At 59.6% G+C, this 13,772-nt stretch carries 13 protein-coding genes; 9 read left to right on the forward strand and 4 right to left on the reverse strand.

Translation table 11 applies throughout. From position 1 onward, the window contains the following. Nucleotides 1-286 (forward strand): enoyl-CoA hydratase/isomerase family protein (locus AC0L4F_RS15200; RefSeq protein WP_244689754.1); only part of this gene is annotated, 286 nt, incomplete at its 5' end. Between the two features lie 25 nt (nt 287-311). On the opposite strand, the gene uvrA is transcribed toward AC0L4F_RS15200, so the two are convergent. Next, entirely contained in the window at nt 312-3,182 is a 2,871-nt protein-coding gene (gene uvrA, locus AC0L4F_RS15205; RefSeq protein WP_244689756.1) for an excinuclease ABC subunit UvrA, read from the reverse strand. Nucleotides 3,183-3,349: 167 nt separating this feature from the next. Here uvrA and AC0L4F_RS15210 point away from each other — a divergent pair, with 167 nt between their 5' ends. Then, complete coding sequence (locus AC0L4F_RS15210; protein WP_244689758.1) at nt 3,350-5,797, forward strand: vWA domain-containing protein; 2,448 nt, start codon at nt 3,350-3,352, stop codon at nt 5,795-5,797. A gap of 143 nt (nt 5,798-5,940) precedes the next feature. Here the strand turns inward: AC0L4F_RS15210 and AC0L4F_RS15215 are convergent, their stop codons facing one another. After that, nucleotides 5,941-7,107 carry an FAD-dependent oxidoreductase gene (locus tag AC0L4F_RS15215; protein WP_244689760.1) on the reverse strand — a complete coding sequence of 389 codons (1,167 nt, stop codon included), beginning with the start codon at nt 7,105-7,107 and terminating at the stop codon, nt 5,941-5,943. Between the two features lie 112 nt (nt 7,108-7,219). Then, on the reverse strand, nt 7,220-7,642 hold the full coding sequence (dksA, locus tag AC0L4F_RS15220) for an RNA polymerase-binding protein DksA (protein ID WP_244689762.1): 423 nt from the start codon (nt 7,640-7,642) through the stop codon (nt 7,220-7,222). Between the two features lie 180 nt (nt 7,643-7,822). Between dksA and AC0L4F_RS15225 the strand changes: the two genes are divergently transcribed. The 7 genes from AC0L4F_RS15225 to AC0L4F_RS15255 all read left to right on the forward strand — a co-directional run bounded on the left by AC0L4F_RS15225 (nt 7,823) and on the right by AC0L4F_RS15255 (nt 13,256). After that, complete coding sequence (locus tag AC0L4F_RS15225) at nt 7,823-8,662, forward strand: AAA family ATPase (RefSeq protein ID WP_244689764.1); 840 nt, start codon at nt 7,823-7,825, stop codon at nt 8,660-8,662. 361 nt (nt 8,663-9,023) lie between these two features. Continuing rightward, nucleotides 9,024-9,488: a GNAT family N-acetyltransferase gene (locus AC0L4F_RS15230; protein WP_244689766.1), complete on the forward strand. Its 465-nt coding sequence runs from the start codon at nt 9,024-9,026 to the stop codon at nt 9,486-9,488. A 9-nt stretch (nt 9,489-9,497) separates the two neighbouring features. After that, nucleotides 9,498-10,868, forward strand: a complete 1,371-nt coding sequence (locus tag AC0L4F_RS15235; RefSeq protein WP_473446640.1) for a DUF2927 domain-containing protein — start codon at nt 9,498-9,500, stop codon at nt 10,866-10,868. A gap of 49 nt (nt 10,869-10,917) precedes the next feature. After that, complete coding sequence (locus AC0L4F_RS15240) at nt 10,918-11,085, forward strand: hypothetical protein (RefSeq protein ID WP_244689770.1); 168 nt, start codon at nt 10,918-10,920, stop codon at nt 11,083-11,085. A 10-nt stretch (nt 11,086-11,095) separates the two neighbouring features. Continuing rightward, nucleotides 11,096-12,280, forward strand: coding sequence for a vWA domain-containing protein (locus AC0L4F_RS15245; RefSeq protein ID WP_244689773.1), 1,185 nt, complete (start codon nt 11,096-11,098; stop codon nt 12,278-12,280). Then, nucleotides 12,277-12,645 carry a hypothetical protein gene (locus tag AC0L4F_RS15250; RefSeq protein WP_244689775.1) on the forward strand — a complete coding sequence of 123 codons (369 nt, stop codon included), beginning with the start codon at nt 12,277-12,279 and terminating at the stop codon, nt 12,643-12,645. Before AC0L4F_RS15245 ends, AC0L4F_RS15250 begins: the two co-directional genes overlap by 4 nt. Next, nucleotides 12,642-13,256, forward strand: a complete 615-nt coding sequence (locus tag AC0L4F_RS15255) for a DedA family protein (protein WP_244689777.1) — start codon at nt 12,642-12,644, stop codon at nt 13,254-13,256. The genes AC0L4F_RS15250 and AC0L4F_RS15255 overlap by 4 nt, the downstream gene beginning before the upstream one ends. 71 nt (nt 13,257-13,327) lie before the next feature. Here AC0L4F_RS15255 and AC0L4F_RS15260 read toward each other — a convergent pair whose 3' ends face one another. Continuing rightward, a complete protein-coding gene (locus AC0L4F_RS15260; protein ID WP_244689780.1) occupies nt 13,328-13,759 on the reverse strand; it encodes a hypothetical protein in 432 nt (143 codons plus the stop codon). Between the last annotated feature and the right edge of the window lie 13 nt (nt 13,760-13,772).

Here is a 13,772-nt window from a genome sequence, read left to right on the forward strand (position 1 = left end):
GATGGAACGCAACAGCCCGCTGGCCATGGCCGCCACATTGGAGCTGATCCACCGGCTACGCGGTCCCGCCGCCACCATCCACCGCGCATTGGACGGCGAATATCGTTATACCGCGCGGGCCATGGAACATGGCGATTTCCTCGAAGGTATCCGGGCCGCGATCATCGACAAGGATCACTCTCCGCAATGGCATGACGTGCTGCGCAGCCTCAAAGCCCTGCGCGTGTCGCGCATGTTGATGCCCCTTGGCCAGGACGCGCTCAGCTTTGTGGATCGGGCGACATAACCAACGGCATGTCGCCCCAATTGGTCTATTCCGCCGCAACCTTGCGCGGTTTCAACATCGGCGCGAGGTAATGACCGGTGTGGCTGGCCTTGACCTTGGCCACCTTTTCCGGCGTGCCCTTGGCGACGATTTTGCCGCCGCCATCGCCGCCTTCGGGACCGATGTCGATGATCCAGTCAGCGGTTTTGATCACATCGAGGTTATGCTCAATCACCACCACGGAATTGCCCTGATCGACCAATTCATGCAGCACTTCCAACAGCTTGCGCACGTCTTCGAAATGCAGTCCGGTGGTCGGCTCGTCAAGGATATAGAGCGTGCGCCCGGTCGAGCGTTTTGCCAATTCCTTGGACAGTTTCACGCGCTGCGCCTCGCCCCCTGACAGGGTTGTCGCCTGCTGGCCGACCTTGATGTAACTCAGACCGACCCGCATCAACGCATCCATCTTGTCACGGATCGACGGCACGGCTTTGAAAAACTCCTGCGCCTCTTCAACTGTCATATCAAGAACGTCAGCTATACTCTTGCCCTTAAAGCGAATTTCAAGCGTTTCGCGGTTGTAGCGCGCGCCTTTGCAGGTCTCGCATTCGACATACACGTCCGGCAGGAAATGCATCTCGATCTTGATGACACCGTCACCCTGACAGGCCTCGCAGCGCCCGCCCTTGACGTTGAAACTGAAGCGGCCAGGTTTGTAACCGCGCGCCTTGGATTCAGGCAGGCCGGCAAACCAGTCACGGATCGGGGTGAAGGCCCCGGTGTAAGTCGCTGGATTAGATCGCGGCGTTCGCCCAATCGGGCGTTGGTCAATGTCGATGACCTTGTCCAGATGCTCCAGCCCCTTGATAGTTTCGCAGGGTGCCGGGGTCTGGCGCGCGCCGTTCAGACGCATCGAGGCGGTTTTGAACAATGTCTCGATTGTCAGCGTGGATTTGCCGCCGCCGGACACGCCAGCGACACAGACAAACTTGCCCAGCGGGAATTCGGCCGTGACCTTTTTCAGGTTGTTGCCCGTGGCCTTGACCACAGTCACCGATTTTCCGTTGCCCTCACGACGTTCCGTCGGCACCGAAATTTCGCGTTTGCCGGACAGATATTGACCGGTCAGGGATTTGGGATCGGCGGCAACCTTGGCCGGGACGCCGTGCGACACCACCTGTCCGCCGTGCACACCCGCGCCGGGGCCGATGTCAAAAACATAATCGGCTTCGCGGATCGCCTCTTCGTCGTGTTCGACGACAATCACGGTATTGCCCTGATCACGCAGGTTTTTCAGCGTGCCAAGCAGGCGATCATTGTCGCGCTGGTGCAGGCCGATTGACGGTTCATCCAGCACATAAAGCACACCGGTCAGGCCCGAGCCGATCTGGCTCGCCAGCCTGATCCGCTGACTCTCGCCGCCCGACAAGGTGCCGGAATTGCGCGACAGGGTCAGATATTCAAGACCGACATTGTTCAAGAACCCCAGCCGCTCGCGAATTTCCTTGAGGATGGCGCGGGCGATTTCGTTCTTCTGTTGCGTCAGGCTCTCCGGCACCGATTGACACCAGTCAAAAGCCTCGCGGATCGACATCTGGACAACCTGGCCGACGTGCAACAGGTGATCGCCAGAACCGATCTTGACCGCCAGCGCCTCGGGGCGCAGACGATAGCCGTCGCAGGCATGACAATGGCGGTTGTTCTGGTAGCGTTCGAATTCCTCACGGATCCAGTTGGAATCCGTTTCCCGGTAACGACGTTCCATATTGGGAATGACGCCTTCGAACACGCGCGAGATCTGATAAACGCGGCCACCTTCGTCGTAACGGAATTCGATTTCCTCGTCGCCGGACCCATAAAGAAACACCTGCTGCACATGCGCGGGCAGATCTTTCCAACGGGTGTTCTTGTCGAATTCGTAATGCTTGGCCAGCGCTTCGATGGTCTGCAGGAAATAAGGTGACTTGCCCTTGCGCCAGGGCGCCAGCGCGCCGTCATAGATTTTCAGCGTGGCATCCGGCACCACAAGGCGTTCGTCGAAAAACAGTTCGACCCCCAACCCGTCACATTCCGGGCAGGCCCCGAATGGCGCGTTAAAGGAAAACAACCGCGGTTCGATTTCGGGAATGGTGAAACCACTGACCGGACAGGCAAAATTCTCGGAAAATGTAATGCGTTCCGGTTCACCTTCGCTTGGTGCGGTTTCCAGAACGGTGATCCCATCCGCCAGATCCAGCGCGGTGCGGAAACTGTCGGCCAGCCGGGTTTCCAGCCCTTCGCGCACCACGATCCGGTCAACGACAACGTCGATGTCATGGCGGTATTTCTTGTCCAGTTTCGGCGGTTCATCCAGCTCGTAAAACGCGCCATCCACCTTGACCCGTTGGAATCCCTGCTTGCGCAGCTCCATGAATTCCTTGCGATATTCGCCTTTGCGGTCGCGAATGATCGGCGCGAGGAGATAGCCGCGCGTGCCCTCCTCCAGCGCCATGACCCGATCGACCATATCCTGCACCTGCTGCGCCTCGATCGGCTTGCCCGTTGCGGGGCTGTAGGGCGTACCGGCACGCGCAAACAACAGCCGCATATAATCATAGATTTCGGTCACTGTGCCGACGGTCGAACGCGGGTTTTTCGACGTGGTTTTCTGTTCGATGGAAATTGCGGGCGACAGACCGGAAATATGGTCCACATCCGGCTTTTCCATCATATCCAGAAACTGCCGCGCATAGGCCGAAAGCGATTCCACATAGCGCCGCTGACCCTCGGCATAGATGGTATCAAACGCCAAAGAGGACTTGCCAGACCCGGACAGGCCGGTGATCACCACAAGCTGGTCCCGGGGAATATCGACGTCGATCCCCTTCAGGTTATGTTCGCGCGCACCGCGCACTTCGATATATTTCAACTCGGCCATGAACCACCTCTGCAGACATGCGGTAAGACATAGTTGATGCATCCCGGATGGCCAATCAAAAAGTGAGAACACAAAGCGAACATTCCCCAAGGTAGGGAATTCCGCCGTTGATCACGCGCCGGGCGATGCGCAAGGATTGCGCCATTGATGGATCTTTGGGGGCCCAAATGAATTTTCTTCGCATATGTATCGTCGTATTATTGGGCCTGCCCGGCCTTTTGACCGCACAGGAACGTGCGCGCACCATCCTTGTTCTGGATGCATCCGGGTCGATGTGGGGCCAGATTGATGGCGCGGCCAAGATTACGATTGCCCAGGATGTGATGGGCGATCTGTTGGTGGCGCTGCCGGAAAATCAGGAATTGGGCCTGACCGCATATGGACACCGCACCGAAGGTGATTGCACCGATATCGAAACCCTTGTGTCGCCGGGAATTGGCACGCGTGATGCGATTTCCGACGCCGTGAACGCGATCAAGCCGCGCGGCAAGACCCCGATGACCGATGCGGTTGTCGCCGCCGCCGAGGCGCTGCGCTATACCGATCAACCGGCGACGGTGATCCTTGTGTCTGACGGGATTGAAACCTGTCACCCCGATCCTTGCGCCGCCGCCCGCGTGCTGGAAGAAACCGGCGTTGATTTCACCGCGCATGTGGTTGGATTTGACGTCTCTGACCCAGAGGCGATCAAACAGATGCAATGTCTGGCGGATGAGACCGGGGGTCGGTTCCTGTCCGCTTCGGATGCCGGTGAGTTGGGCACAGCCCTGACAGAGGTTGTGGTCGCCCCGGAACCAGAGCCGGTTGCCGTCACCGTGACCTTTGTCGCAACCGAAGGCGACAACACCCCGCCGATCAGCACGCCGTTGATCTGGAACCTGACCGGGGCGGATGGCCCAATTTTCGAATTTGAACGCGGCGCCAGCGTTGCGGCCGACCTCCTGCCCGGTGAATACCGCGTGACCGTATTGCGCCCCGAGGATGAGGCCAGCGCCGAAATGACATTCACCTCTGCCATGCAGGACCAGACCGTGGCTTTGGTATTGCCGACGCTCTTGCCTGCGGCCAGCCTTGACGCCGCCGACAGCGCGGTGGCGGGGGCGACGATCCCCGTCGACTGGCAAGGGCCGAACGCCAAAAGCGACTATATTTCCGTGTCGCGCCCCGATGACAATGGATACGTGAATTATGTCTATACCGCCAAGGGCACTCCGGGCCAGCTGGTAATGCCGCCGGTGCCGGGACAATACGAGCTGCGGTATGTTCTGGCGGATGGGCGCAAGACGCTGGCAACCCGCGCCATTACCGTGACCGAAGCCCCCGCCAGCGTGATGGCCGATGACAGCGCGCCTGCCGGTGCAACCCTGCCCGTCACATGGGAAGGCCCGGATTATGCCAATGATTACATCGCAGTCGCGCGGCCCGACGACAATGGCTATGAAAACTATGCCTACACCCGCAAGGGCGATCCGGCGCAGCTTCTGATGCCATCGGTGCCGGGTGACTATGAGCTGCGTTATGTGATGTCGCAGGACCGCACCGTTCTGGCGACGCAGAAAATCACCGTGACCGAAGTTGCCGCAACATTGGCGGCGCCGGACAGCGCCCTGGCGGGATCGACCCTGCCGGTGGAATGGACCGGGCCGGATTATCAAAACGATTACATCTCGGTCGCCCGTCCCGAAGACAAAGGATATGAAACCTATGTCTATACCCGCAAGGGCACGCCCGGGCAGCTTCTGATGCCGTCGGTGCCGGGAACCTATGAGCTGCGTTATGTGATGTCACAGGACCGCACGGTACTGGCGACCCGGACCATCGAGGTGTTGGATATCAACGCCACGCTGGCCGCACCGGCCACCGCAGCCGCGGGTGAAGATGTGTCGATCGACTGGACCGGACCGGATTACAAGAACGACTACATCTCTGTCGCCCGCCCCGGCGATGACGGATATGAGGCCTATACCTATACCCGCAAGGGATCGCCGCTCAGCGTGACCATGCCGCTGGTGCCCGGACAATACGAGCTGCGCTATATCATGGGACAGGATCGCAAGATGCTGGCGTCGCAACCCATCGAGGTTGCGGATGTTCAGGCCACGCTCGACATTCCCGAAGCCGCACCAGCGGGCAGCCGGATCGTCGTGACCTGGGACGGTCCCGCCTATGATCAGGATTATGTCCAGATCTCGCGCCCGGGCGATAGCGGTTATGACTTTTACAGCTACACCCGCAATGGCAACCCGCTGCTGCTGCAAACCCCATCGGTGCCGGGCACCTATGAGGTGCGGTATGTGGCGGCCAGCAACGGCAAATCGGTCCTGGCCCAACAAGAGATTGTCCTGACCGAGGTGACAGCAGAGCTGCGCGCCGCAGACACAGGCCCCGCTGGCGGCAATTTCGCGATCTATTGGCAAGGCCCGGATTTCAAAGGCGATTATATTTCCATCGCCCGCGCGCAATCGTCGGACAATGAATATGAAAGCTATCAACGCACCAGCGAAGACAGCCCGATGGTGCTGAAATTACCCGAAGCCCCCGGCGCCTATGAGCTGCGGTATGTGGTCGAGACCGGTCGACGGGTCATCGCGCGCAAACCGCTTGTGGTGGAATAGATCCGGGGGTGAACAAGCCCCTGATTGCAGACAAAAAAGACGCCGGCATTTTGCCCGGCGTCTTTGACTTTTGCACCCTCACCCGGTTGCATTGACCAGCCAGAGCAACCAGCCAAAGCAACCAGCGCCGCCAATCGGGAACGTCACTTCGTGACATCAAATCCGTAAAGCCAATCAAACTGGCGCAGCAACCGCCCGGGCGCGAAGCGCGATCCCAATCGCAACGCCGTATGCGCCGCCAATCGCAGCGGACCGGGGCGCAGATGATATTTCCAGGCATTGCCATTGGCCGCCGCCACAATCCGCTGGCACCGGGCATGCCGCGCCGCCTGATAGGCTGCGAGACCGGACTGGGCTGTATCATGCCCCGCCAGTGACGCCGCCAATGCCCAGCCATCCTCCAGCGCCATATTCGCGCCCTGTGCCAAAAACGGCAGCGTCGGATGGGCCGCATCCCCAACCAATGCGCAATGCCCCCCGACCCAGCGCGGCGCAACCGCATGACGAAACAGCCCCCAAAGATGCACCTCGTCCACTGCGGCCAACATGGGCGGCACCGGCCCGGAAAACCCCGCAAACGCGGCGCGCAAATTCTCTGGGTCGTCGCGGTGATGCCAGCCCTCTTCGGCCCATGTCCCGCGCTCCTGGGCGGCCACAAGGTTCAGCACAGATCCGTCGCGCAGCGGGTAACACACCAGATGACACCCCGGCCCCATATGCACCTGCACCTCTGCTCCTTGGCCGGTCACATTGGGAATAATGGCGCGCCAGACAACCTGACCGCTGAACTGCGGCTTGGCCGCGCCAATCAGCGCATCACGCAATCTGGAATGCAGCCCATCCGCACCAACCACCAGATCCGCAGTGCGATCCACATCCCCAGCCAGCGTCACCACCGGGCGCGCACCGGGTGTGATCTGCGTGACCTGCTGTCCCAGCTCTATGGCGATACCCCGGTCACGTGCTGCGTCAAGCAACAGATCAATCAGATCCGCGCGATGCACAAAATGATACCGCTGATCCGGCGGCAAAAGGTCAAGATCCAGCTGCGCCACGGTGGCCCCATCCGCAAAATCGCGCAGATGCACCATGTGGCCGCGCATCGACCGGGCCGCCAGCGCCTCGGTCAGACCCAGCGCCTCAAGCACCCGCAGCCCATTGGGGCTGATCTGCAACCCGGCGCCAACCTCGGCAATCTGTTTGGCCTGTTCCAGAACCGTGACCTGTGCACCGCGCGCCGCCAGACATAGCGCCGCCGTCAGACCGCCAATTCCGCCCCCCACAACAAGCGTTTCCCGTCCAAGCAACATTGTTAAGGCCTCATTTCCCCAAATACCGCATTTCGTCCGATCATACGCAAAACGCCGGAGCATTGGCCCCGGCGTTTTGCAATTCTCAAATCAATGACGATCCAAAAGATCATCAATCGTCGCGATGCACCTTTTCGCGGCGCTCGTGACGTTCCTGTGCCTCAAGGCTCATCGTGGCGATGGGCCGTGCATCCAGACGTTTGAGCGAGATCGGCTCGCCGGTCACTTCGCAATAGCCATATTCGCCTTCGTCAATACGGCGCAGCGCGGCATTGATCTTGGCCACCAGCTTGCGTTGACGGTCCCGGGTGCGCAATTCCAGCGCGCGGTCGGTCTCTTCGCTGGCGCGATCGGCCACATCGGGAATATTGCGCGTGCTGTCCTGAAGCCCCTCGAGCGTGTCGCGGGTTTCGGCCATCAGGTCATTTTTCCAGGTGTTCAGCTTGCGTCGAAAATATTCAAGCTGGCGATCATTCATAAATGGTTCGTCCTCAGCGGGACGGTAATCGTCGGGCAGAAACGCTTCCTGTTTCATATCCGCTCCCTCTTTATTTCCAGCCTCAGAACCTATCACGATGTAACTCCTTTTGGCTGGGTACCCCTGCGGGCACCGATTAAACCCTGTACACGGGAATGTCACTACACAAAGCGCTGTATTGCCGCGAATTAAAGCGGTCGCTAGGGTCGCCAGCAAACCAGAGATCAAGGATCAAAGATGAAATTTCAGGGCACCGAGAGCTATGTCGCAACCGACGATTTGACTGTGGCCGTGAACGCCGCCGTCACATTGGAAAGACCGCTTCTGGTCAAGGGGGAACCGGGCACCGGCAAGACCGAACTGGCCCGGCAGGTGGCGGATGCGCTGGGGCTGGAGATGCTGGAATGGAACATCAAATCCACCACCAAGGCGCAACAGGGCCTGTATGAATATGATGCCGTGTCACGCCTGCGCGACAGCCAGCTGGGCGATGAACGCGTGCATGACGTGCGCAATTACATCCGCAAGGGCAAGCTGTGGCAGGCGTTTGAATCGGACAAGAAAGTGGTGCTGTTGATCGACGAGATCGACAAGGCCGACATCGAGTTCCCCAATGATCTTTTGCAGGAACTCGACAAGATGGAATTCCACGTCTACGAGACCGGCGAAACGGTCAAGGCCGCCCTGCGCCCGATCGTGATCATCACGTCCAACAATGAAAAAGAACTGCCAGACGCCTTTTTGCGGCGCTGCTTCTTTCACTACATTCGGTTCCCCGACCCGGACACCATGCGCAAGATCGTCGAGGTCCATCACCCCGGCATCAAAGACGCGCTGCTGACCACGGCATTGACCCAGTTCTATGAGCTGCGCGAGCAAACGGGATTGAAGAAAAAACCATCGACATCCGAAGTGCTGGATTGGTTGAAGCTGCTCCTGGCAGAGGATCTGACAGCCGAGGATCTGGCACGGGACGGTGCCAATGCCCTGCCCCGGCTTCATGGTGCGCTGTTGAAAAACGAACAGGATGTGCATCTGTTTGAACGGCTGGCCTTCATGGCGCGCCGATCGCGCTGAACCTTTTGCGCGTAACCTTCGGGTCAGGGCATTTGGTGCCGGGGCATTTTGTGCCGGGGCCGTTGAAAATTTTCGCGTATCGCGGAATACTTGTGAGGCGCATCACAAATGAAAACGCCTGACGCAGGTCAAAACCGCGTCAGGCACGGCCTGTACATCCGCGCAACATCTGGTGGCATCTGGCACACCCTTCCACAAGCCAACCCCTTGATTCGGCTGAATTGCAACGCTTTCGCCCGCCCGGGAAACCGGGCGAAATTGCGACTTAGAAATTCACAACATTGCCCTATACTCACCGTAAAGACGACAAAGCCATGAAGGATGTCTTAAGGCATCTGAGAGAGCAGGCAGAAAAAATACGATGTCCAACGAGACACCCAAACTCACGATCGCAATTCGCAAGCTGATCGCCGACGACAAAGCCCAATGGCAAGAGTTGTGGCGGCAGTATCTGGCGTTTTACGAGACCGAGTTGGATGCGGCGATCTATGACAGCACGTTCGAACGTTTGCTGGGAACTGATCCGCGCGATTTCAATGCCCTTGTTGCCGAAGTGGATGGCCGTCTTGTTGGTCTGACACATTTTCTGTTCCACCGTCATGGCTGGAAACAGGAAGAGGTCTGTTATCTGCAAGACCTCTATGCTGTGCCCGATCTTCGCGGGCATGGAATCGGTCGCAAGCTGATGGAAGCGGTTTATGACGCCGCAGATCAGGCACAGGCCCCAAATGTTTATTGGCTCACTCAGGAGTTCAACCACACGGCGCGCGATCTTTATGACCGCATCGGCGTGTTGACCCCCTTCATCAAATACCAGAGAGCCTGAGCCATGCGCATGCCACGCCGACTTTTGATCCCATTTTGTCTTATGCTCGGCGCCTGTATGCCGGTCGCCAATCCAGACACCCCAACCCGCGCGGCCAGCATGGACACCACCCTGCCGGTGATGAAAACCTTTTCCGTCCCGCGCCCCACCCCGGTGCGGCGGTCCAATGCCGACACCGCACGCGATTTCATGGATCTGACATTCAAACTGGAAAGCGGCCTGCCCCTGCCGAGCTTTTCGCGGTTTGAAGGCCCGATTGCGGTGCGCGTGACCGGCGATGCGCCAGCGCAGCTCGACCGCGATCTGAAACGTCTGGTGCATCGGCTGCGCAGCGAAGCGGCCATCGACATCCAGCAGGTTGCCCCAAATCAGGACGCCCGGATCACGATCCACGCCGTCAGCTCTGGCGAAATCCGCCGCGCCCTGCCGATGGCCGCCTGTTTTGTGGTGCCGAATGTCAGTTCGCTGGCCGAATACAAACGCCTGCGCCGCAGCGCCTTGTTGAACTGGGCCCAGGTGAAGCGCCGCGAAAAGATCGCGATCTTCATTCCCAACGACAGCACGCCACAGGAAATGCGCGATTGCCTGCACGAAGAACTGGCGCAATCGCTGGGACCGTTGAATGACCTCTATCGTCTGTCGGATTCGGTGTTCAACGACGACAATGTGCACACGGTTCTGACCGGGTTCGACATGTTGGTGCTGCGCGCCACCTATGACCGCGAGCTGCATTCCGGCATGAGCCGCGCCGAAGTGGCCCGGCGCATTCCCGGCATTCTGGCCCGGATCAACCCACAGGGTCAGGGCATCGCGCCGCACCCCACCTCTGACACGCCGCGGGTCTGGATCGAAGCCATCCAAACCGCGCTTGGCCCCGGCACAAAACATGCGCAACGCCGCAGATCGGCGCTTGAGGCGTTGAAAGTCGCCTCTGCCATGGGCTGGAACGACCACCGCCGGGCATTTTCGCATTACGCCATGGGCCGCATCCTGTTGCACAGCGATCCCGATCAGGCACGGGCCGAATTCGAAGCGGCCAAACGATTCTATGAATATTCCCCCTCGGCCGAGTTGCATCAGGCCTATGCCGCGTCGCAATTGGCCGCGCTGGAACTGGCGCGCAACAACCCCGAACGAGCCATGCTGTTGATCGGGCCGCATATCGACACCGCCGCCCGCCACGAAAACGCGGCGCTGCTCAGCACCCTGATGATGTTGCGCGCAAAATCGCTCGATCTGATGGGCCGGGTGTCCGAAGCACGCGAGGTCCGCATGGACTCTCTCGGTTGGGCGCGCTACGGCTTTGGCGCGGATTGGGCGGTACGTGCGAAACTGCGCGAAATCTCTTCACTCAGCCCGCTCAAAGGCCGCAGAGGCTAGGGCCATCCCGCCCGCCGCTGCGTCAGACGTGAACAAAAGGGCAAAGCGGATGTTGGTATTCTTGGGCGCTGTCATCGGTGGCATTATCGGCGGCACAATCGCCAAACGGCGCGGCGGCAAGCGGCTCGACATTATACAATATGTCGGCATCTATGCCTTGATCTTTGCCCTTGGCGGTCTGCTCGCCACATTGGTCATTCATCGCCTGTCCATCTGAGGGCCGCGCAATGTTTGTGCCCTTCTTCGAAACCCTGCGCGCGACGGGCATCCCTGTGTCCCTGCGCGAATATCTGGCGTTTCTCGAAGGCATGTCCGCCGGATTGGCGACCTATGACGCGGATGCGTTTTACTACCTGGCCCGCAGCGCCATGGTCAAAGACGAACGCAACCTCGACAAATTTGACCGGGCATTTGCGCAAAGCTTCAAAGGGTTGGAGGCCATCAGCGCGCAGGATGTGCTGAACGCGGTGGATCTGCCCGAAGAATGGCTCCGCAAGATGGCGGAAAAGACCCTGTCGCCCGAGGAAATGGCCGAAATCGAGGCCCTGGGCGGCTTTGACAAGCTGATGGAAACGCTGAAACAGCGGCTTGAGGAACAAAAGGGCCGCCATCAGGGCGGCAACAAATGGATTGGCACTGCCGGCACCTCACCTTTTGGCGCCAATGGCTATAATCCCGAAGGCGTGCGCATCGGTCAGGACCAAAGCCGCCATCAGCGCGCGGTCAAGGTCTGGGACAAACGCGAATTTCGCAATCTCGACGATCAGGTCGAACTGGGCACCCGCAATATCAAGGTCGCGCTGAAACGCCTGCGCAGCTGGGCCCGCACCGGCGCGGCCGATGAATTGGATCTGGACGGCACCATTCGCGCGACGGCCGAAAATGGCTATCTGGATGTGAAAACCCGCCCCGAACGCCACAATGCGATCAAGGTTGTGCTGTTCCTGGATGTCGGCGGCTCGATGGATGCCCATATTCGCGTGGTCGAGGAATTGTTTTCCGCCGCGCGCAGCGAATTCAAACATCTGGAATATTACTACTTCCACAATTGCCTGTACGAAGGCGTGTGGCGCGACAATGCACGCCGCTGGTCCGAGGTGACCCCCACCTGGGAGGTTCTGCGCACCTATGGATCTGATTACAAATGCATCTTTGTCGGTGATGCGTCGATGTCGCCTTATGAAATCGCCTATGCCGGCGGCGCCAACGAACATTGGAACGAAGAGGCCGGCACGGTCTGGCTCAACCGTGCGCGCGACCAATGGCCCAGCAATCTCTGGATCAATCCGGTGCCGGAAAACCATTGGGACTACACGCAATCCATCGCCATGATCCGTGAAATTTTCGCCGATGCGATGGTGCCGCTGACATTGCAGGGCCTGGAACGCGGCATGAAGACGTTGATCAGATGAGCAGCAAAGGCAACGATCTGAAGCAGTTCTGGCGCGACAATCGCCTGTTGGTCACCGGGTTCGCGTTGGCCCTGGCTGTGATGTTGTTCTTTGCCCTGCGCACCGTATCGTTCTGGATCTATTGGAATGATCCCGCCCACCGCAATCAGGACATCGAAGGCTGGATGACCCCGCGCTATGTCGCCCATTCCTGGGCCGTCCCGCCCAAGGTCGTCGCCGATGTCATGGGGCTTGAACCGGGCGGCCCACGGGTGACCCTGCATCAGATGGCCGAAAACCGCGGCGAAACGCTGGATGCGCTTGTGGCGCGGATCATGGCGGCCATTCTGGCCCATCGCGCCGAACGCGAGGCCCGCCGCCCGTGAGCGACACATTGTTCCAGCTGGTGGCGGACTATGGTGTCTGGCTTCTTGCCGTCGCCTGTTTTCTGTCCTGCCTGCTGGTGCCAATCCCGACGTCGCTGCTGATGCTGGCGGGCGGAGCCTTTGTGGCGGCAGGTGATCTTGACCTCGGCAATACCCTTGCGGCGGCCTGGATCGGGGCGGTGCTTGGCGATCAGGCCGGGTTTCGCATTGGCCGTATGGCCGCGACCACGCTGGACCGTCTGGCGGCGCGCTGGCCGAAACAAGGCCGCACCTTGCAAAAAGCCCGCGATCTGGTGGCCCGTCAGGGCGAAATCGGCGTGTTTTTCTCGACCTGGCTGGTGGCACCGCTGGGGCCCTATGTGAACCTGATTGCCGGGGCGACCGGTTTGAAATGGCTGCGGTTCACCATCTGGGACGCGGCCGGAGAGGCGATCTGGGTCTCTGCCTATATCGGGCTTGGCTATGTCTTTGCCGATCAATTGACGATGGTGGCCAATGTGGCCTCCAATGCGACCGGTTTTCTGGCGGCGGCGGCGGTGGCCCTGTTGTTTGGCCTGTTGCTGCGGTCGCGACTGCGCAAGACGCGGCGCGACCGCCCAACCCCGAACTAAGGCGTTCGCGCCAAATCCGGATCACTCTGTTTGATGCTGACGGTCTGACAGAAACGCCATGTCGCCCGGTCTCAGCCCAGCAAACCCCAAACCCCAAGCACAGTTGTCGGCACAAAAAGCCACCCCTGCGGCACCACGCGGTAGCTTTGCCCAATCATCGGCACGCTCAGAATGCCCAACATCATGATGCCCAGTGACAACAGGGTCGCCGCCAATGCCAACCCTTGGGTCAGCCCAACCGCATCAAGACCAAAGAACACCGCCATCAACAACAAGACCACGCTCACAATGTGCCAACAAAACCACAAAACGTCGCGCACCATCGGATCAAGGCTCTGATCCGCGCGCAGCGGCCTGGCAACATCCCGCCCTCCAACAAAAAAATGAACCAAACACCACAGCAGCGATAGCCCGGCGGCAGTGAACAAGACGAAATTCATGACCCGATACCCGAAATTGCCTGCACTGACCTCACCATGACCAAAGTTCACAGCCCGTCCCATGTGGCAACTTGTC

Source organism: Marinovum sp. J2-8, assembly GCF_055808435.1.

Coding starts and splice junctions, on each gene's coding strand:
- AC0L4F_RS15240 (WP_244689770.1), top strand. CDS start 10,918: ATGTTGGTATTCTTGGGCGCTGTCATCGGTGGCATTATCGGCGGCACA.
- dksA (WP_244689762.1), bottom strand. CDS start 7,642: ATGAAACAGGAAGCGTTTCTGCCCGACGATTACCGTCCCGCTGAGGAC.
- AC0L4F_RS15215 (WP_244689760.1), bottom strand. CDS start 7,107: ATGTTGCTTGGACGGGAAACGCTTGTTGTGGGGGGCGGAATTGGCGGT.
- AC0L4F_RS15230 (WP_244689766.1), top strand. CDS start 9,024: ATGTCCAACGAGACACCCAAACTCACGATCGCAATTCGCAAGCTGATC.
- AC0L4F_RS15250 (WP_244689775.1), top strand. CDS start 12,277: ATGAGCAGCAAAGGCAACGATCTGAAGCAGTTCTGGCGCGACAATCGC.
- uvrA (WP_244689756.1), bottom strand. CDS start 3,182: ATGGCCGAGTTGAAATATATCGAAGTGCGCGGTGCGCGCGAACATAAC.
- AC0L4F_RS15245 (WP_244689773.1), top strand. CDS start 11,096: ATGTTTGTGCCCTTCTTCGAAACCCTGCGCGCGACGGGCATCCCTGTG.
- AC0L4F_RS15225 (WP_244689764.1), top strand. CDS start 7,823: ATGAAATTTCAGGGCACCGAGAGCTATGTCGCAACCGACGATTTGACT.
- AC0L4F_RS15235 (WP_473446640.1), top strand. CDS start 9,498: ATGCCACGCCGACTTTTGATCCCATTTTGTCTTATGCTCGGCGCCTGT.
- AC0L4F_RS15210 (WP_244689758.1), top strand. CDS start 3,350: ATGAATTTTCTTCGCATATGTATCGTCGTATTATTGGGCCTGCCCGGC.
- AC0L4F_RS15260 (WP_244689780.1), bottom strand. CDS start 13,759: ATGGGACGGGCTGTGAACTTTGGTCATGGTGAGGTCAGTGCAGGCAAT.